The sequence below is a fragment of the Bradyrhizobium sp. USDA 3311 genome (assembly GCF_054062495.1).
Genome location: NZ_JBSSFI010000001.1, coordinates 4,358,506 through 4,375,388 on the forward strand (window position 1 = coordinate 4,358,506; position 16,883 = coordinate 4,375,388).

Below are 16,883 nucleotides of genomic sequence, written 5' to 3' on the forward strand. Positions count from 1 at the left end.
GCGCGGGTGAAGTGGGAGACGGGATGAAGGTCGTGCCTTCGAGATCGAGCGAATGGGTGGGAGCGGTGACGCCACAAAAGCCGGCTTCTGCGATCATCGAGATCGACCGCGTCTCGCAGGTTTTTCAGACCTCGTCGCGCAAGGATCATCTGGCGCTATCGGAGATCTCGCTGACGATCGACGAGGGCGCCTTTGTCTCCATCCTTGGTCCGTCGGGGTGCGGCAAGTCGACACTGCTCTACATCGTCGGGGGCTTCGTCAGCCCGACCAGTGGCGCGGCGAAGATCAAGGGACAGGCGATCACAGGACCCGGTCCTGATCGCGGGCCGGTGTTCCAGGAGTTTGCGCTCTTCCCCTGGAAGACCGTGCTGGGCAATGTGATGTACGGGCCGCGTCAGCAGGGCGTGCGGACCCCTGAGGCCGAAGCGCAGAGCCGGGCGCTGATCGAGATGGTTGGCCTCAAGGGCTACGAGAACTTCTATCCCAAGGAGCTGTCGGGCGGCATGAAGCAGCGCGTGGCGCTGGCTCGAACGCTCGCCTACCATCCCGAAGTGCTGTTGATGGACGAGCCGTTCGGCGCGCTCGACGCTCACACCCGGACGCGCTTGCAGAACGATCTCCTGAACATTTGGGAGCGCGACCGCAAGACGGTGCTGTTCGTCACACATTCGGTGGACGAAGCCGTCTTCCTGTCGGACAAGGTCGTGATGATGTCGAAATCTCCGGGCCGCATCCGGCAGGTGATCGACATCGATCTGCCGCGGCCGCGCCGCCGCAACGAGCTGTTGCTCGATCCGCGCTACCAGAAGTACGTCGTCGACATCGAGCGCATGTTCGACGAGGTCGACGAGACCGGATCGCCGTCATGACATTGCTGGCTACCTCCGCCAGACGTGCTGCCCCGGTGTTCGCCTGCATCGGGCTGCTGGCGATATGGCAGGTCGCCTCGATCGCGCTGAAGAACGACAGCTTTCCGACGGCGATCGAGGCGATCCGGGCGATTCCGGATATTCTCGGCGACAAGGAGTCGCTGATCAATATCCTGGCCTCGCTCCGCCGCATGGCAATCGGGTTCGGTGTTGCAGTGCTTGTTTCGATTCCTCTCGGCCTGCTGATGGGACGCAGCCGCGCAGTTGCGGCCTTCTTCAATCCGCTTCTGATGGTGATCTACCCGGTACCGAAAGCGGCCTTGATGCCGATCATCATGCTGTGGCTGGGGGTCGGTGATATCGCAAAAACGCTGGTGATCTTTCTCGGCGTCAGCCTGCCCGTGATCTATCATAGCTTCGAGGGCGCCAGGGCGGTCGAAGAAAAGATGCTGTGGTCAGGTGCGGCCATGGGGCTCTCGCCCTTGCAACGGTTGGTTCGCATCGTGTTGCCGGCGGCGCTGCCGGAGATCCTGACTGGATGCCGCACGGGCTTGGTGCTGGCGCTGATCACAATGATCACCAGCGAAATGATTGCCCGCCAGTCCGGCGCCGGCAACATCCTGTTCAACGCGCTCGACATGGGTCAGTACGACACCGTCTTTGCGATGATCATCATCGTGGGAGCGATGGGAATCTGCCTCGATGCGATCTTCGAGCGGGTCCGCGCAAGGCTTGTGCGCTGGTCCGAGCCTCAGTTCGACATACCGCTGAGCTTCTCATGACGCCGCGTATTCTCCCATCAAATGTCCTTCTCGGAATCGCGCCAATCGTGCTGGTGATCGCGGTTTGGCAAGGCCTGGTGTCATTCGGCTTTGCGCCTGCGGTCCTGCTGCCGCCGCCCGGGTTCGTCTTCAGCCGGTTGCTCCAGCAGCTCGTGACGTGGACATTTCAGCAGGAGATCGCGGCGACCTTGATCCGGTTGTTTGCCGGCTTCGCGATTGCGGTCGTGCTTGGTGTCAGCATCGGCATCGCGGCTGCTGCCAGTCCCGCGATCGATGCTGTGGTTCGGCCGATCGTCCGCGTGTTGGCGCCGTTGCCAAAGGTTGCGCTCTATCCGGCGCTCCTGCTGCTGCTCGGCTTCGGCCACGGATCGAAGATCACGCTGGTGGCCGCGGATGCGCTGTTCCCTATTCTGTTGTCCACCTACTACGGCGCCTCGACCGTCGAGCAGAAGCTGATCTGGTCGGCCATGGCGGCGGGAACGCCGCGCTATGAAGTCCTTTTCAAGGTGGTGCTGCCGGCGGCGATGCCGTCGATCCTGACCGGCTGCCGGATCGGCCTTGTCATTTCCTGCATCGTGGTGTTTCTGGCCGAGATGATCACGTCGACGGACGGGCTGGGTCATGCCCTCGTCACGGCGGCCCGGACGTTCCAGGCCGTCGACATGTTCGTGCCGCTGATCACGATCTCGCTGCTCGGGTTGATCTTGAACGCGCTGCTGGGCGTCGTGCGATCGTACCTCCTACGGGGCTTTCCCGAAGCGTGATCTGACGGAACAAGAAACCACGATACCGGGAGTGAACCATGCTGGCTGATCGCATCGAAGCAAAATGGATCGACGCATTTTGTGAGATTTTCGAACGATGCGCCGTCAAGGCCGGCGATACCGCGGCGATCCTCTCGGAGACGCAATCGCGTGCGCTGAATGTACATCTGGCGGAACTCGCGCTGCTGCGGATGGGCGCGCGGCCATTTCATGTGGTGATGCCGACGCCGCGCAATCGCAATATCGTTCCGGTTCGTTCGACAGGCGCGAGCGAGGCGATCCAACGGCTCGGCCCGGTAATCAGCGCGCTTCAGCAGGCCGGCTTTGTGGTTGATTGCACCATCGAGGGCCTGATGCACGCGGTGGAGACGCCCGAGATCCTCAAGGCAGGCGCGCGGATCCTGGTGATCTCCAACGAGCACCCGGAGGCGCTGGAGCGGATGGTGCCGGACCCCGCACTCGAGAAGCGCGTTCGCGCGGCGGCGAAGATGCTGCGCGGGACCAAGCGGATGCGGGTCACCTCGAAAGCCGGCTCGGCGCTCGACGTGGACATGGTCGGTGCTTCAACGGTCGGCGTGTGGGGCTGGACCGACAAGCCCGGCACGCTCGCGCATTGGCCGGGCGGCATCGTCGTCAGCTTTCCCAAGAGCGGGACGATCAACGGTACGCTTGTGATGGCGCCCGGCGACATCAACCTGACATTCAAGCGCTACCTGACTTCACCTGTGAAGATGACGTTGAAGGACGATTACGTCGTCGAGCTGGAAGGGGAGGGCACGGATGCCGCAATGATGCGTGCTTATCTTGCCGCCTGGGGCGATCGCGAGGCTTACGCCGTATCGCATGTCGGTTTCGGCATGAACCCTGGCGCGCGCTATGAAGCACTGTCGATGTACGATCAGCGCGACACCAATGGCACGGAGATACGTGCGGTCTCCGGCAATTTCCTGTTCTCGACCGGCGCGAACGAATTCGCCGGCCGCTACACGGCGGGTCATTTCGACCTGCCGATGATGGGAACCACTATCGAGCTGGACGGCGTCGCGGTTGTGCGGGACGGCGTGCTTCAGGACGTCTTCGGTTAGTCGCGGTCGAGCACTGGCGGGCGAGCCAGCTCGAAATGCCGGAGCAGGTCGACCATGGCCTGAAGCCGCTTGGCCCGATAGGCGTCGACATCGAGCCCGGAATAATCGAGAAAGCCTGCGCCGGTTCGCAGGCCGATCCGGCCTTCGTGCATGTTGCGCGAGATGACGTCCGGCGCGCGATAGCGGTCGCTGCCGAGGGCACCTTCGAGATAACGGCTCGCATAGTAGAGGATATCGCCGCCGCCCCAGTCGATGAACTCGAGCAGCCCTAGCACGGCGTAGCGGAAGCCGAAGCCGTAGCGGATCGCCTTGTCGATCTCCTCCGCGCTGGCGACGCCTTCCTCGACCATGCGCGCGGCCTCGTTCATGGCCAGCGCCTGGATGCGCGGGACGATGAAGCCGGGCGTCGCCGCGCAGACCACCGGAACCTTGCCGATCCCTTCAAGCAGCGCCTTGACCTCCTCGATGATGGCTGGATCGGTGGCTTTGCCGGGCGAAACCTCGACCAGCGGGATCAGATAGGCCGGGTTGAGCCAGTGGACGTTGAGAAAGCGGCGAGGGTTCATGATCGCGCCGGACAGATCGTCGACTAGAATGGTCGACGTGGTCGATGCAATGATCGTGTCGGGCTTTACCTGTCTTGAGGCCGCCCCCAGCACCTCCCGCTTGAGTTCGACGACTTCAGGGACGCCCTCAAAAACCATTCCGGCGTCGGCAAGCGCTGCGCCGCTCTGGCTAGCCGTCACAACCGAGACGCGCGCGATGAGCGGATCGACATCTGCCGCGGTCAGCAGCCCCAGGTTCGAGAGGCTCGCGAATGTCTTCCTGATTTCGCCGAGCGCATCCGCTTCCAGCTTGGCGAAGTCCTCGGCGGAACGGGGCTTGACGTCGATCATCGTGACCCTGTGCCCGGCATAGGCGAACGCGACGGCGATGCCGCGCCCCATGCGGCCGGCTCCGAGACATGCGATGTTGGCGCGACTGGTCATCGATCAGAATCCATTGCGAAGCAGCGTCTGCAATTTGGCCTTGCCGAGGCCGCCGAGACCCAGCGTATCGAGCGTTCGGCCGCCTTGGGCAAAATCCTCACCGCAGATCGAGCCACCGATGGCGAGGAAGGCCTTGGCCAGCGGCGTAGCCACGCCCGCAAGGCCGGCGACGGACACCAGCAGCGACAATCCAAGCCGCAAGTCCTCACGCATGTAGCGGTGCTCGGTCAGCACGATGCGTTCGCGCCAGTCGCCGGAGTCCGTCAGCCGGTCATGCGAGCCGCGACCGTACATCCAGATTTCGCCCTCCGCGTAGTGGTGAGCGAGCGGGAAATGCGGTGCACCGTAGCCGAGCGCCTCCCGTACCGCGATCCGCTCGGCGTCGAGCGCGTCGGTCACCCGGCGGATCGAGGCTTGGGTTCCTTCCTTGTGGATGTCCCATCGTTCGAAATGTTCGATCGGGCCGGCGTTCATCACGATCAGCGGCGGATGGATGATCGGTCCTGCATTCATCAGCGCGCCGGACAGTGCATCTCCGCATGGTTCGATTGCGTCGGGGAAGACGCGTCCGATCACGTCGAGCGCGTGCGGCGCCCGGTCGAGCGGAAAGACGCCAACCGGCAGCCGCTTCGCGCGGATCGTGATCGCGACCTCGAACGGCCCGTGCTTGCGGGTGAGCCAGGGCAGCGTGCCGGTTTCGGCAAAGCTCGCCTTGGCCTGGTTGCCGGCGTCCTGCGCAGCCTTCGCGAAGATCATCGAGCCGAATGTCGCGGGCGGCAGAAACACGACTTGGCCGTCCCGCAGGTGCGGTGCGACGAGCCTGGCAATATCCGGCTGTGCGAAGGCAGGGGCAGGGCACAGGATCAGTTCGACACCGTCCATGGCTTCGGCGATGTCGGTCGTCACCAGCGCCAGCTTCATGTCGTGGCGGCCGTTATGGTCCTTCACCAGAATGCGCGAGCCGTCGGCGCGATGCGCGGCGACCTGATCCCTGTCGCGGCGCCAGAGCCGGACCTCATGTCCCGACAGCGCAAAATCGCCCGCGGCCGCGAAAGAGCCGTTTCCTCCGCCCAGAACTGCAATCTTCAAGATGTCTCTCCCCGTGCGCGCGATTGCGCATCAAGCTGCTTCAGCAGAAAATGCTGGACCTTGCCCAGCGCCGTGCGCGGCAGGTCGGTGACGAAGACGATCTCGCGCGGAACCTTGAAGCGCGCAAGCTGCGCCTGGAGATGCGCCCTCAGTTCCTCCGCTTCGAGCCGACAGCCGGATCGCCGGATCACATAGGCGATCGGTACCTCGTCCCAGCGCGGGTCCGGCCTGCCGATCACGGCGCATTCGCTGACATCGGGGTGTTCCAACAGGACGCGCTCGACCTCGGCCGGGTAGACATTCTCCCCGCCGGAAATGATCAAGTTCTTCATGCGGTCGCGGATCCAGAAGTAACCGTCGGCGTCGCAGAGGCCGATATCGCCGGTGCGATACCAGCCATCGTTCAGCGCATCGTGCGTGGCGTCCGCATTACCCCAATATTCGAAGAACACGTTGGGGCCGCGCACCGCGATCTCCCCTGGCGTGCCCGCCGGCACCTCACGGCCGGCCTGATCAATCACCTGCGCTTCGCAGCACAGGCCCGCAAGTCCGGTTGATCCCTCTCGCGAGAGATCGCCGCCAAGCCGCGTATAGATCGCGATGGGGCAGGTTTCGGTCGAGCCATAAACCTGAAGCACGGGAACGCCGCGCGCGACAAAGCGGTCGATCAGGTGCGGCGGCACGATGGTCGAACCGGTGGCCACGGCCTTGAGCGATGAGAGATCGGCCGTGGTCCAGGCGGGATGCTCGCTGACGGCCTGAATGATGGCCGGCACCATCACCGTCAGCGTGGGGCGATCGCGCGCGATCGATGCGAGCGCCGTATCCGGCGCGAAGCGGGCGTGGATCGTGACGGTCGCGCCGAGCTGAAGCGCCGGCGTGGTCTGGATATTGAGACCGCCGACGTGGAACAACGGCAGCACCGTCAGCACGTGATCGTCGGACGTCATGCTGTGCATGTGCTGGCTCATGACGCCGTTCCAGAACAGCGCTTCCTGACGCAGCACCGCGCCCTTCGGCCGGCCGGTGGTCCCTGATGTGTAGACGATGAGGAGCGGGCAAGAGAGGTCGGTGTGCGGATTTCGGCTGGAGCCGTCGCTATGCGCCAGCAGGCTTTCGAAAGTCGTGCCGCGCGGCGGCGCAAAGTCGAGGCCGACAACGGATGTCCCCGGCGCTGCCCGCACGAGCTCGGAAAGAACTCCCTCAAATGCCTGCTCGAGCACCAGGACCTTGGCGCCCGCATCGGTGAGAATGAAGAGCTGTTCGGCGATCGCCAGCCGCCAGTTCAAGGGCACCAGCATCGCCCCGAGCCGCGCGCAGGCATAGAGCAGAACCAGATAGTCCGGCCGGTTCAGGCTGAGGATCGCGACGCGATCGCCCCGGCCGACGCCGAGCTCCTGCTTCAAGGCCGTGGCGGTCTGCTCGATACGCGCGGCAAACGCCGCGTAGCTCAGCCGCTCCCCCTCGAAGGCGATAGCCGTCTTGTCTGGCGCGAACGCCGCGTTGCGGTCGATCAGACTACAGAGGTCCACCGTCAGTCGTCCGTTTCGCCAGCCTCATACAGCGCCTCGCGCCCGATACGGTCGAGACAGAGCTCGGCCGTCCAGGGCAGCATCAGCGAGCCGCAGCGGCTGTCGCGATAGATCCGCTCCAGCGGGAGCGAGCGAAGCATCGCCTGGCCGCCGCAGGTGCGGATCGCGAGTGCGGCGAGCTCATTGGCCCCCTCCATCACCGAATATTGCGCGGCGTAGGCGCGCAGCACCTGCTCCTTGCTCGGATTGGCGCGCGCCTCCGTGACGGCCTGGAACCAGATCGACTTGATCTGCTCGAGCTTGATCTGCATCTGCGCGACCGCGATCTGCTTGGTCGGGTACATCCGTCGCTTGACCGGCGGCATGCCCGGCACCTCGCCGCGCAAGTAACGCACGGTGAAATCATAGGCCGCTTGCGCGAGACCCATATAGGTCGGCGACAGCGTCAGGAACATGTGCGGCCAGCGCATCGCGGCCTGGAAATAGACGCCGCGTGGCATCAGCGCGGAATCCTCCGGGACGAACACGTCCTCGAACAGCAGCGTTCGCGATACCGTTCCGCGCATGCCGAGCGGATCCCAATCGCCGACGACGGAAACGCCCTGCGACTTCGCCGGAATTGCGAGGTAAAGCGTGTTGCGGCGCGAGGCCTTATGGCCTTCCTCGATTTCGGTGCAGAGCACGCCGTAATAGTCGGCGTGACCGGACAGCGATGCAAAGATCTTCTTGCCGTTGACGATCCAGCCGCCCTTCACGGGCTTTGCCTGCGTTCCGAAGGCGACGCCGCCGGCGGCCGCCGCACCGCCTTCGGAGAAGGGCTGCGAATAGATCGCGCCGTCCTCTACGATGCGTTTGTAGTGGACGGCGCGCCGCCGCTCGTGCTCGGCGCGGGTCTCCGCGTCCATGTCGAGATCGTCCGCGAGGGGGCCCGACCACAGGGTGGAGCAGACATGCATGTTCCAGGTCAGTGCTGTCGCGCCGCAATAGCGGCCAATCTCGGCTGCGGCCAACGCATAAGTCTGGTAGTTCGCGCCGAGGCCGCCGTGCTTCTTGGGGACGGCGATGCCGAGCAAGCCGACGCGATGCAGGTCGCGATAATTCTCGGTCGGAAAGATCGCCTCGCGGTCGTAGGTCGCAGCGCGCCCGGCGAACACGCTCTGGCCGATCTCGCGGGCGCGCGCGATGATGCCGGCCTGTTCGTCGCTCAGGCGGAACGCGACGGGATCGAAGATCGGTGCATCGAGCACGACCTTGTCACTCGCGCCGATCGTCTTGCTGACTTGCATGGTCATTGCGCAGTCACCTGTGTTTTGCAACGACGGAGTCCAGGAACTTGCCGAGCGCCTCGTCAAAGGCCTCGGGACGTTCGAGGTTCGCGAGATGGCCGACGCCGGCCAGCTCGACATATTGAGCCGAGGGAATGTAGGTCGCCGTCTTCGCCATCATGGGCGCTGGTGCGTTGTTGTCCTTGGAGCCGGACAGCAGCAGCGTCGGCACGGAAATATCCTTGAGCGTGCTGCGCTGATCGAACCCGATCAAGGCCAGCATCATGGCGCGATAGCTCGCTTCGGGCACGCTTCCCATGCAGGCACGCGCAAGTTCCATCCCTTCCGGATCAGGAGTGTCCCCCACAAGCTCCTTCACCAGCGAGGGCGCCAGCGACCTCATCGTCTCGCCGCGATCGAGCGGTCCGAGCCGCGCTGCGATGAACGATTTCTGCCAGTCGCCATCGGCCTTGCCGAACGCCGGGCTGGTCTGCGCCAGCACGACCGCGCGCGCCAGTTTCGGCGATTGCTCCAGCCATTTCTGGACGATCATGCCGCCGATCGAATGTCCGACCAGAATGGGCCTTGTTACGCCGAGCTGCTCGATGAATTGCTGGAGCGCATCGGCCAGGGCAGCGATGCTGACGCGGGCAAGCGGCGCCGATCCGCCATAGCCCGGCATGTCCCATGCGATCGCGCGGAAGCGGTCGCTGAATGTGGCAAGCTGGTGCCGCCAGGCGCGCGCCGCGCCGCCAATCCCATGCAGGAAAATCAAGGGTATCGCGCCCGGATCGCCGGTGGCTTCATAGGCGAAGCGTCCGTCCTTTGTTATCATCGGCGCAGGTTGCGGCACGCGATATCCTCTTGCTGGGCCCCGCGATGCTAACAGGCCTATCGTCGATGGGAAGAGATAATTTTATACTTAAAGCAATTTTCGGGCCGGTCTTTCCCGCGTGGGCTTTCGCGACGTCGACTGGCGCCGTCGTTGCAAAAGTTTGAAGGTTAAAATATATCGGAGGCACGATCAGCAGATCCCAAGGAGCCAGCGCATGTCCGGATTGCCGCACTCGCCGCACGCACTGGTAACCGGTGGCGGCCGTGGAATCGGCCGCGCGATTGCAGCATCCCTCGTCGGCGCCGGCGCCACCGTGACGGTGCTTGGCCGGAATGCCGCAGTTCTGGACGAGGCGGTCCGCGCGGGAGCGGCGCATTTTGCAGCTGTCGCCGATGTCTCGGACGAAGCTGCGCTGAAGGCAGCCATCGCGGAGGCGCATGCGCGAAAGCCGATCGACATTCTGATCGCCAACGCGGGCAGTGCGGAGTCCGCACCGTTCTCCAAATCGGACAGCGCCCTGTTTGCGCGCATGATGGACGTCAATTTCATGGGCGTGGTCCATGCCGTTCGCGCCGTACTGCCGGGGATGAAGGATCGCCCCTATGGCCGCATCGTCGCGGTGGCGTCGACGGCGGGGCTGAAGGGTTACGCCTATGTCAGCGCGTACACCGCGGCCAAGCATGCAGTGGTCGGTCTCGTGCGCTCGCTCGCCCTCGAGATGGCCGGCAGCAACGTGACCGTTAATGCGGTGTGTCCCGGCTTCACGGACACCGATCTGGTCGCCGGCAGCATCGAAAACATCATGAAGAAGACAGGGCGAACCCGCGAGCAGGCGATCGCCGAGCTCGCCAAGCACAACCCGCAAGGGCGGCTGATCTCGCCTCAGCAGGTGGCCGACGCCGTGCTTTGGTTGTGCGGCGAGGGTGCCGGCGCGATCACGGGGCAGGCGATTGCCGTTGCCGGCGGTGAGATCTAGCGTGCGCGACGCAGGCCCGGAACGAGGAAGCTAAGGAGATCGTATGAGCAGACCAGCCAATCCCGTGACCCTGCCGCTCGCGGACTATTCGCCGCAGCACTTCCTGCTGGCCGTGGTCGACGGCGTTGCCACGGTGACGCTCAATCGTCCCGAGCGGAAGAACCCGCTGACCTTCGAGAGCTACCGGGAGCTCACTGATTTCTTCCGCGCCTGCGCGTTCGACGATGCGGTCAAGACGATCGTTGTCAGCGGCGCCGGCGGCAACTTTTCGTCCGGCGGCGATGTGTTCGAGATCATCGGCCCGCTCGTGAAGATGGATACCAAGGGGCTCACTGCCTTTACCCGCATGACGGGAGACCTCGTCAAGGCGATGCGGGCGTGCCCGCAGCCGATCGTGGCCGCGGTCGAGGGCATCTGCGCGGGCGCCGGTGCGATCGTCGCCATGGCGTCGGACATGCGCCTTGCCGCGAGCGGGGCCAAGGTCGCGTTCCTGTTCAACAAGGTGGGCCTCGCCGGCTGCGACATGGGGGCGTGCGCGATCCTGCCGCGGATCATCGGCCAGTCCCGGGCCTCGGAGCTGCTCTATACCGGCCGGTTCATGACCGCGGAGGAGGGCGAGCGCTGGGGCTTCTTCAGCCGCATCGTCACGCCGGAGCAGGTGCTGCCCCAGGCGCAGCTCCTGGCAAAGCAGATCGCCGAAGGGCCGACCTTCGCCAACACCATGACCAAGCGGATGCTGGCGATGGAATGGGCGATGTCGGTGGAGGAGGCGATCGAGGCGGAGGCCGTTGCTCAGGCCCTGTGCATGACCACAGCGGATTTCGAGCGTGCCTTCCAGGCCTTCGCCAACAAGGTCAAGCCGGTCTTCAGGGGCGACTAAGGCGGTTGCTTTTAGCCGTGGAGGGGCCAGCAATGGGGACTTGCGCGAAATTGGGAGCTGAGCATTAAGGCTAAGCCCAAGACCCCGGCCAAGCTCAAGGTGGAGGCGACAAAGCCGCTTGCGGCGGAGTGACCGCCCATGCGACGTTAACCTCATTGCCTGGCGTATTTCGAGTGGAGTAAGGGCGATGAAGGCGATTATCGTCGGTGGCGGTATCGGAGGTCTCACCACGGCATTGATGCTGCGCTCGCGCGGCATCGCTTGCGAGGTTTTCGAGCAGGCCGACACCATTCGCGAGCTTGGTGTCGGCATCAACACGCTGCCGCACGCCATGCGAGAGCTTGCCGGCCTTGGCCTGTTGCAGAAGCTTGACGACGTCGCGATCCGCACCGATCAGCTCTACTACCTCAACCGCCATGGCCAGGAGGTCTGGCGCGAAGCCCGCGGCATCGACGCGGGGCACGACGTGCCGCAATTCTCGATCCACCGCGGTCGCCTTCAGGGCGTCATCCATCGCGCCGTCGAGGAGCGGCTCGGGGCGGAGGCAATCCACACCGGCTGCCGTCTTGGTGCGTTCACGCAGGACGAAGGCGGCGTTACGGCTTACTTCTTCGATCGCTCAGGCGCACACATCCACACGGCGCGCGGCGATATCCTGATCGGTGCCGATGGAATCCATTCGCGCGTGCGCGACACGCTGTTCCCGAACGAAGGACCGCCGTGCTGGAACGGCCTGATGCTGTGGCGCGGCGCGCGCGACTGGCCGCTGTTCCTCACCGGCAAATCCATGATCGTGGCCGGTGGCCTCAACGCCAAGGTCGTGATCTACCCGATCGCGGAGGGCTCGAGCCCCGCGAGCCGTCTCACAAATTGGGCGGTGCTGGTGAAGGTCGGCGAGGGCAATGCGCCGCCGCCGCGGAAAGAGGACTGGTCGCGTCCGGGCCGGCGCGAGGAACTGATGCCGCATGTGGCGCGCTTCTCGGTGCCCTACATCGATGTGAAAAGCCTGATCTCGGCAACGCCTGAGTTCTACGAATATCCGACCTGCGACCGCGATCCCTTGCCCTATTGGTCCTCGGGACGCGTCACGCTACTCGGCGATGCCGCGCATCCCATGTATCCGGTCGGCTCGAACGGCGCCTCGCAGGCGATCCTCGATGCGCGGTGCCTTGCCGACGCGCTGGTGCGCGCCGAGCATCCGCGTCAGGCGCTGGTCGAATATGAGAAGAAGCGCTTGCCGATGACCGCCGATATCGTTCGCTCCAACCGGCGCGGCGGCCCCGAAGGGGTCATCGACGCCGTCGAGCAGCTTGCGCCTGATGGCTTCGACAATGTCGACAACGTTCTGAGCTATTCCCAGCGTGAGGCGATCGTGCGCGGCTATGCCACCAAGGCCGGCTTCGCTGCGGTGCCGGGGCTCGCGGCGGTGCGCGCCTGAGACGCAAAAGGGCGATGAACCATCATCGCCCTTTTGGTTTTTGATTGAGCAAGACCTTCCGGAAAACCGCCGCGCGCTTTTCCGGGGCCGTGCCGCTAGCCGCCGGGAGGCGGCGGCAGGAAGTGGATGTTGAACTCGGCGGCCATCGCCACCACGTCCTCAGGCTTCTGCTCCTTCATGTTGTGAAGGCCCCAGAACAGGTCGAACAGCTTGCGGCTCGGCGCCACCCAGAACAGCACTTTTGCGGTCTGCTCCGACTTGTTGAAGATGCCGTGCGGCACGCCCATGCCGAGGCGGATCAGGTCGCCTGCGGTTGCCTGTGCCTCCGAATTGCCGAGCATGAAATCGAGCTTGCCCTCCAGCATGTAGAGATACTCATCCTGGTCGGGATGAATGTGCGGTGGCACGAATGTGCCCGGCGGCAGCGTTGCGTGCCAGGAGAAGCTGTTCTCGGCATAGCTCTTCGGCACATAGGTCTGGCCGAGGATGTTCCAGGAAATGCCCTGGATGCCCTCATTGGCCCGTGTGATGCCGGTGATTTCGCTCTTCATTGCAGTCCTCCCGTAACGCGATGCGGCTTAGTTTACCGCCTTGCAGTCCTTGGCATAGCGGTCGCCGTAGTTCTCAAACACCTTCTGGACGATCTCGGTCTGGAACTTGCCGTCCGGACGCTTGGCGACCTTGGTCAGGTAGAAATCCTGGATCGGATAGCCGTTGGTGTTGAACTTGAAGGCGCCGCGCAGCGAGGTGAAGTCGGCCTTCTTCAGGGCAGCCGCAACGGCGTCCTTGTTGGAGAGGTCGCCCTTCACGCCCTTGATGGCGCTGTCAATCAGCATGGCGGCGTCATAGGCCTGGAAGGCGTAGGTGCCGGGCACGCCGTTGTAGGCAGCCTCATAGGCCGCGACGAATTTCTTGTTCTGGGGATTGTCGAGATTGGGTGCCCAGTTCGCGCCGCCGAACATGCCGACGGCCGCGTCCTGTTGCGCCGGCAGGGTCGATTCATCCACCGTGAAAGCCGAGAGCACCGGAATGCTATCGGCAAGGCCGGCCTGCCTGTACTGCTTCACGAGATTAACCCCGAGACCGCCCGGCATGAACGTGAAGAGCGCATCGGGCTTCTGCGAGGAAATCTTGGAAAGCTCCGGCTGGAAGTCCAGCGTGTTCAGCGGCATGTAGGATTCCTCGACGATCTCGCCCTTGTAGTCGAGCTTGAAGCCGGCGACCGAGTCCTTGCCGGCCTGATAGTTCGGCACCATCAGATACATGCGCTTGTAGCCGCGATCCTGCGCGACCTTGCCGAGGATCTCGTGAACCTGATCGTTCTGGTACGAGGTCACATAGAAGAACGGGCTGCAGTCCTTGCCGGCAAAAGTCGACGGGCCGGCATTGGGGCTGATCAGGAAGACTTTCGATTCCGTCACGGGGCGGTGGATCGCCTGGAGAATGTTGGAGAAGATCGGCCCGACCACGAAGTCGACCTTGTCGCGTTCCAGAAGGCCCTTGACCTTGGTCACCGCTGCGTCCGGCTTGAGCTCGTCGTCGACCACCACGACCTCGACATCGCGGCCGCCCATCTTGCTGCCGAGATCCTTCACCGCGAGTGCAAAGCCGTCGCGAACCTGCTGGCCGAGCGCGGCGGCGGGTCCCGACAGGGTCACGATCACACCGAGCTTGATCTTCTCCTGGGCGAGGGCGGGGCTCATTGCCGTGCCGAGCAGCAAGGCGGCTGCGGCCAAGGTCGTTTGCGTCTTCATGGTCTGTCCCCCGTGACATCAGGGCCTGCGCTGCAAGCCGCGTACTCCAATACAAGCTTATGCCGATGATGGCTGCCGCGGCAAGCAAAGCTCAAGACGCCGCCATCTCGCGAGGCAGCGAGCATGCAAGCGGCGCGCCAATTACTTGAAGCCTAAAGAAATCGACGTGCGGTCGATTGCTGCAGCTTTGGACTTGCGGCCGGCTTCAATTTATTTGAAGCTCAAAACGTTGGGAATCCGTGCTGGCGCCAATGCCGGCCGTCAATGACTGCATCAGATGCTTGATTCCGAGACCAAGGCCGTCGAGACGCCGGAGGACCACGCCGAAGAGCTTCGGCTGTGGCTGCGTATGCTTACCTGCACGACCCTGATCGAGGGCGAAGTCCGCGGCCGCCTGCGGCAGCGGTTCGACGTCACGTTGCCCCGTTTCGATCTGATGGCACAGCTCGACAAGGCGCCCGATGGCATGACGCTGTCCGATGTCTCCAAGCGCATGATGGTCTCCAACGGCAACGTCACCGGCCTCGTCGAACGTCTGGTGGAATCCGGCCATCTCGACCGGCGCACGTCGGAGACCGACCGCCGGGTCCAGGTGATCCGCCTGACAAAGCTCGGGCGCGCCGAGTTTCGCCGGATGGCGGCGGAACACGAGACCTGGATCGCCGATCTCTTCGCCGACCTGACGCCGAAGGATGTGCGCGAGCTGATGCGGCTCCTCGCCAAGACCAAGGCGTCGGCGCAGAAGTCGGCTGGCCGCCGCCGGGCGTAGGTCCCGCGGGCCGATGCGCCCGCCAATCCCACCTTGCCGCTAGAAAATGCATGGGATGCCCAAAATCCACTATTGCACCAAATTGTTTTAAGCCTAAAATGTTTCCAAGTTAGTGCTTGCCGGGTGCTTCCATGCGCAAAGGAGCGTGCGATGGCCAACGCCGCCAAGGTTCAAATGTCGGGCTCGTCTGACGGCAATGCTGCGACGGCCCATGTCGATACGTTCGCACGGCAACATCTGCCGCCGCGCGAGCTCTGGCCCGATTTCATCTTCACGCGGCCGGAGCTGCAATATCCGCCGCGATTGAACTGCGTCGGCTATTTCCTCGATCGCTGGGTCGAAGAGGGCCATGGCGACGCGCCTTGCGTTATCAGCCCCGCGGTCAGCTACAGCTATCACGAGCTGCAAGCACTCGTGAATCGCATCGCCAATGTTCTGGTCGGCAAGCTTGGTCTCGTGACCGGCGGGCGCGTGCTGCTGCGCTCTGCCAACAATCCGATGATGGTCGCAACCTATCTTGCGGTGATCAAGGCCGGAGGCATTTGCGTCGCGACGATGCCGCTGCTGCGCGCCAAGGAGCTGTCCTATCCGATCCAGAAGGCGGAGATCACGCTGGCGCTCTGCGACGGAAAGCTCGCTGACGAGATGGAGAAGGCGAAAGCCGCGGCGCCCGGTCTCAAGCAGGCCGTCTATTGGGGTAACGGCGCGGCCGACTCGCTCGAGGCGCTGATCGCCGACGCAAGCCCGGAGTTCAAGGCCGTCGATACCGCCTCCGACGACGTCTGCCTGATCGCCTTCACGTCGGGCACGACCGGCGATCCCAAGGGCACCATGCATTTCCACCGCGACATGCTGGCCGTCTGCGACGGCTACGCGCGCAACATCTTGCGCGCCGAGCAGAAGGATCGTTTCGTCGGCTCCGCACCGCTCGCCTTCACGTTCGGCTTCGGCGGCGTGCTGTTCCCCATGCATATCGGCGCCTCCTTCGTCGTGCTGGAGAAGACGACGCCGGACGACATCCTGACGGCGATCGAGCAGTACAAGACCACGGTCTGTTTCACCGCGCCGACCGCGTATCGCGCCATGATCGGCAAGCTTCCGGGCCGGGACATTTCTTCGCTTCGCAAGTGCGTCTCCGCTGGCGAGACACTGCCCAAGCCGACATTCGATGCCTGGTTCAAGGCCACCGGCATCAAGCTGATGGACGGCATTGGCTCGACCGAGATGCTGCACATCTTCATCAGCGCGACCGAGGACGAGATCCGTCCGGGCGCAACCGGCAAGCCAGTGCCGGGTTATGAGGCGAAGATCGTCGACGACGCCGGCAATGACGTCCCGACTGGGACGATGGGCCGCCTCGTGGTTCGCGGTCCGACCGGGTGCCGCTATCTCGCGGACGAACGGCAGCGCAGATACGTCCAGAATGGCTGGAACATCACCGGCGACACCTACCTGATGGATGACGACGGCTATTTCTGGTACCAGTCGCGCTCCGACGACATGATCGTGTCGGCCGGCTACAACATCGCAGGCACTGATGTCGAGGCGGTGCTGCTGACGCATCCCTCCGTCGCCGAGTGCGGTGTGGTTGGCGCACCGGACGAGGCACGCGGAATGATCGTGAAGGCTTATATCATCGCCGCGCCCGGCGTAACGCCGGGTGCCCAACTTGCGGCCGAGTTGCAGGAATATGTCAAACGCGAGATCGCGCCCTACAAGTACCCGCGCGCGATCGAGTTTGTGACGCAATTGCCGAAGACCGAGACCGGCAAGTTGAAGCGTTTTGCCCTGCGGCAACTGGCTCAGGCTGCGGCGACGTCGTCGGGCGTTGCGGCAGAATGAGGGAAGGACGGAGC

The 16,883-nt window shown here is 64.0% G+C and carries 16 protein-coding genes; 9 read left to right on the plus strand and 7 right to left on the minus strand.

The annotated features are described in order from the left end of the window. The first annotated feature begins 23 nt into the window (after nucleotides 1-23). Genes ACVWW6_RS20655 through ACVWW6_RS20670 form a run of 4 tightly spaced genes read left to right on the plus strand, consistent with a single transcriptional unit; the run spans nucleotide 24 to nucleotide 3,500 of the window. Nucleotides 24-869, plus strand: coding sequence for an ABC transporter ATP-binding protein (locus ACVWW6_RS20655; RefSeq protein WP_028174453.1), 846 nt, complete (start codon nucleotides 24-26; stop codon nucleotides 867-869). Then, nucleotides 866-1,651 carry an ABC transporter permease gene (locus tag ACVWW6_RS20660; protein WP_028174454.1) on the plus strand — a complete coding sequence of 262 codons (786 nt, stop codon included), beginning with the start codon at nucleotides 866-868 and terminating at the stop codon, nucleotides 1,649-1,651. Before ACVWW6_RS20655 ends, ACVWW6_RS20660 begins: the two co-directional genes overlap by 4 nt. Continuing rightward, on the plus strand, nucleotides 1,648-2,415 hold the full coding sequence (locus tag ACVWW6_RS20665) for an ABC transporter permease (RefSeq protein ID WP_011088830.1): 768 nt from the start codon (nucleotides 1,648-1,650) through the stop codon (nucleotides 2,413-2,415). Before ACVWW6_RS20660 ends, ACVWW6_RS20665 begins: the two co-directional genes overlap by 4 nt. Nucleotides 2,416-2,453: 38 nt before the next feature. Further along, nucleotides 2,454-3,500, plus strand: a complete 1,047-nt coding sequence (locus ACVWW6_RS20670) for a M29 family metallopeptidase (RefSeq protein WP_028174456.1) — start codon at nucleotides 2,454-2,456, stop codon at nucleotides 3,498-3,500. On the opposite strand, the gene ACVWW6_RS20675 is transcribed toward ACVWW6_RS20670, so the two are convergent. From ACVWW6_RS20675 to ACVWW6_RS20695, 5 genes are read right to left on the minus strand one after another with little or no spacing between them, the layout of a single operon-like run. Beyond that, nucleotides 3,497-4,489, minus strand: a complete 993-nt coding sequence (locus tag ACVWW6_RS20675; protein ID WP_028174457.1) for a 3-hydroxybutyryl-CoA dehydrogenase — start codon at nucleotides 4,487-4,489, stop codon at nucleotides 3,497-3,499. The two genes, ACVWW6_RS20670 and ACVWW6_RS20675, sit on opposite strands and share 4 nt — an antisense overlap. A gap of 3 nt (nucleotides 4,490-4,492) precedes the next feature. After that, nucleotides 4,493-5,578, minus strand: a complete 1,086-nt coding sequence (locus ACVWW6_RS20680) for an NAD/NADP octopine/nopaline dehydrogenase family protein (protein ID WP_456681342.1) — start codon at nucleotides 5,576-5,578, stop codon at nucleotides 4,493-4,495. Further along, a complete protein-coding gene (locus ACVWW6_RS20685; RefSeq protein ID WP_161534085.1) occupies nucleotides 5,575-7,110 on the minus strand; it encodes a class I adenylate-forming enzyme family protein in 1,536 nt (511 codons plus the stop codon). The genes ACVWW6_RS20680 and ACVWW6_RS20685 overlap by 4 nt, the downstream gene beginning before the upstream one ends. A gap of 2 nt (nucleotides 7,111-7,112) precedes the next feature. Next, nucleotides 7,113-8,402, minus strand: a complete 1,290-nt coding sequence (locus ACVWW6_RS20690) for an acyl-CoA dehydrogenase family protein (protein WP_110116762.1) — start codon at nucleotides 8,400-8,402, stop codon at nucleotides 7,113-7,115. A gap of 7 nt (nucleotides 8,403-8,409) precedes the next feature. After that, on the minus strand, nucleotides 8,410-9,228 hold the full coding sequence (locus tag ACVWW6_RS20695; RefSeq protein ID WP_182869074.1) for an alpha/beta fold hydrolase: 819 nt from the start codon (nucleotides 9,226-9,228) through the stop codon (nucleotides 8,410-8,412). A 196-nt stretch (nucleotides 9,229-9,424) separates the two neighbouring features. Between ACVWW6_RS20695 and ACVWW6_RS20700 the strand changes: the two genes are divergently transcribed. The 3 genes from ACVWW6_RS20700 (at nucleotide 9,425) to ACVWW6_RS20710 (ending at nucleotide 12,504) form a co-directional block, all read left to right on the plus strand. Beyond that, nucleotides 9,425-10,186: an SDR family NAD(P)-dependent oxidoreductase gene (locus ACVWW6_RS20700; protein WP_110116760.1), complete on the plus strand. Its 762-nt coding sequence runs from the start codon at nucleotides 9,425-9,427 to the stop codon at nucleotides 10,184-10,186. Between the two features lie 43 nt (nucleotides 10,187-10,229). After that, nucleotides 10,230-11,066 carry an enoyl-CoA hydratase family protein gene (locus ACVWW6_RS20705; protein WP_011088822.1) on the plus strand — a complete coding sequence of 279 codons (837 nt, stop codon included), beginning with the start codon at nucleotides 10,230-10,232 and terminating at the stop codon, nucleotides 11,064-11,066. Nucleotides 11,067-11,253: 187 nt separating this feature from the next. After that, complete coding sequence (locus ACVWW6_RS20710) at nucleotides 11,254-12,504, plus strand: flavin-dependent oxidoreductase (protein ID WP_161534088.1); 1,251 nt, start codon at nucleotides 11,254-11,256, stop codon at nucleotides 12,502-12,504. Between the two features lie 95 nt (nucleotides 12,505-12,599). Here ACVWW6_RS20710 and ACVWW6_RS20715 read toward each other — a convergent pair whose 3' ends face one another. Together ACVWW6_RS20715 and ACVWW6_RS20720 are read right to left on the minus strand one after the other, a co-directional pair. Then, entirely contained in the window at nucleotides 12,600-13,055 is a 456-nt protein-coding gene (locus tag ACVWW6_RS20715; RefSeq protein ID WP_456681343.1) for a cupin domain-containing protein, read from the minus strand. A gap of 27 nt (nucleotides 13,056-13,082) precedes the next feature. Next, the gene (locus ACVWW6_RS20720; protein ID WP_028174465.1) at nucleotides 13,083-14,258 is read right to left on the minus strand and encodes an ABC transporter substrate-binding protein; all 1,176 of its coding nucleotides are present in this window, start codon (nucleotides 14,256-14,258) and stop codon (nucleotides 13,083-13,085) included. Nucleotides 14,259-14,535: 277 nt separating this feature from the next. Between ACVWW6_RS20720 and ACVWW6_RS20725 the strand changes: the two genes are divergently transcribed. After that, complete coding sequence (locus ACVWW6_RS20725) at nucleotides 14,536-15,027, plus strand: MarR family winged helix-turn-helix transcriptional regulator (protein ID WP_011088818.1); 492 nt, start codon at nucleotides 14,536-14,538, stop codon at nucleotides 15,025-15,027. Nucleotides 15,028-15,177: 150 nt separating this feature from the next. Then, complete coding sequence (locus ACVWW6_RS20730) at nucleotides 15,178-16,869, plus strand: benzoate-CoA ligase family protein (RefSeq protein WP_456681344.1); 1,692 nt, start codon at nucleotides 15,178-15,180, stop codon at nucleotides 16,867-16,869. The last annotated feature ends 14 nt before the right edge of the window (nucleotides 16,870-16,883 follow it).

Coding starts and splice junctions, on each gene's coding strand:
- ACVWW6_RS20690 (WP_110116762.1), bottom strand. CDS start 8,402: ATGACCATGCAAGTCAGCAAGACGATCGGCGCGAGTGACAAGGTCGTG.
- ACVWW6_RS20660 (WP_028174454.1), top strand. CDS start 866: ATGACATTGCTGGCTACCTCCGCCAGACGTGCTGCCCCGGTGTTCGCC.
- ACVWW6_RS20665 (WP_011088830.1), top strand. CDS start 1,648: ATGACGCCGCGTATTCTCCCATCAAATGTCCTTCTCGGAATCGCGCCA.
- ACVWW6_RS20725 (WP_011088818.1), top strand. CDS start 14,536: ATGCTTGATTCCGAGACCAAGGCCGTCGAGACGCCGGAGGACCACGCC.
- ACVWW6_RS20715 (WP_456681343.1), bottom strand. CDS start 13,055: ATGAAGAGCGAAATCACCGGCATCACACGGGCCAATGAGGGCATCCAG.
- ACVWW6_RS20710 (WP_161534088.1), top strand. CDS start 11,254: ATGAAGGCGATTATCGTCGGTGGCGGTATCGGAGGTCTCACCACGGCA.
- ACVWW6_RS20705 (WP_011088822.1), top strand. CDS start 10,230: ATGAGCAGACCAGCCAATCCCGTGACCCTGCCGCTCGCGGACTATTCG.
- ACVWW6_RS20700 (WP_110116760.1), top strand. CDS start 9,425: ATGTCCGGATTGCCGCACTCGCCGCACGCACTGGTAACCGGTGGCGGC.
- ACVWW6_RS20670 (WP_028174456.1), top strand. CDS start 2,454: ATGCTGGCTGATCGCATCGAAGCAAAATGGATCGACGCATTTTGTGAG.
- ACVWW6_RS20720 (WP_028174465.1), bottom strand. CDS start 14,258: ATGAAGACGCAAACGACCTTGGCCGCAGCCGCCTTGCTGCTCGGCACG.
- ACVWW6_RS20675 (WP_028174457.1), bottom strand. CDS start 4,489: ATGACCAGTCGCGCCAACATCGCATGTCTCGGAGCCGGCCGCATGGGG.
- ACVWW6_RS20730 (WP_456681344.1), top strand. CDS start 15,178: ATGGCCAACGCCGCCAAGGTTCAAATGTCGGGCTCGTCTGACGGCAAT.
- ACVWW6_RS20655 (WP_028174453.1), top strand. CDS start 24: ATGAAGGTCGTGCCTTCGAGATCGAGCGAATGGGTGGGAGCGGTGACG.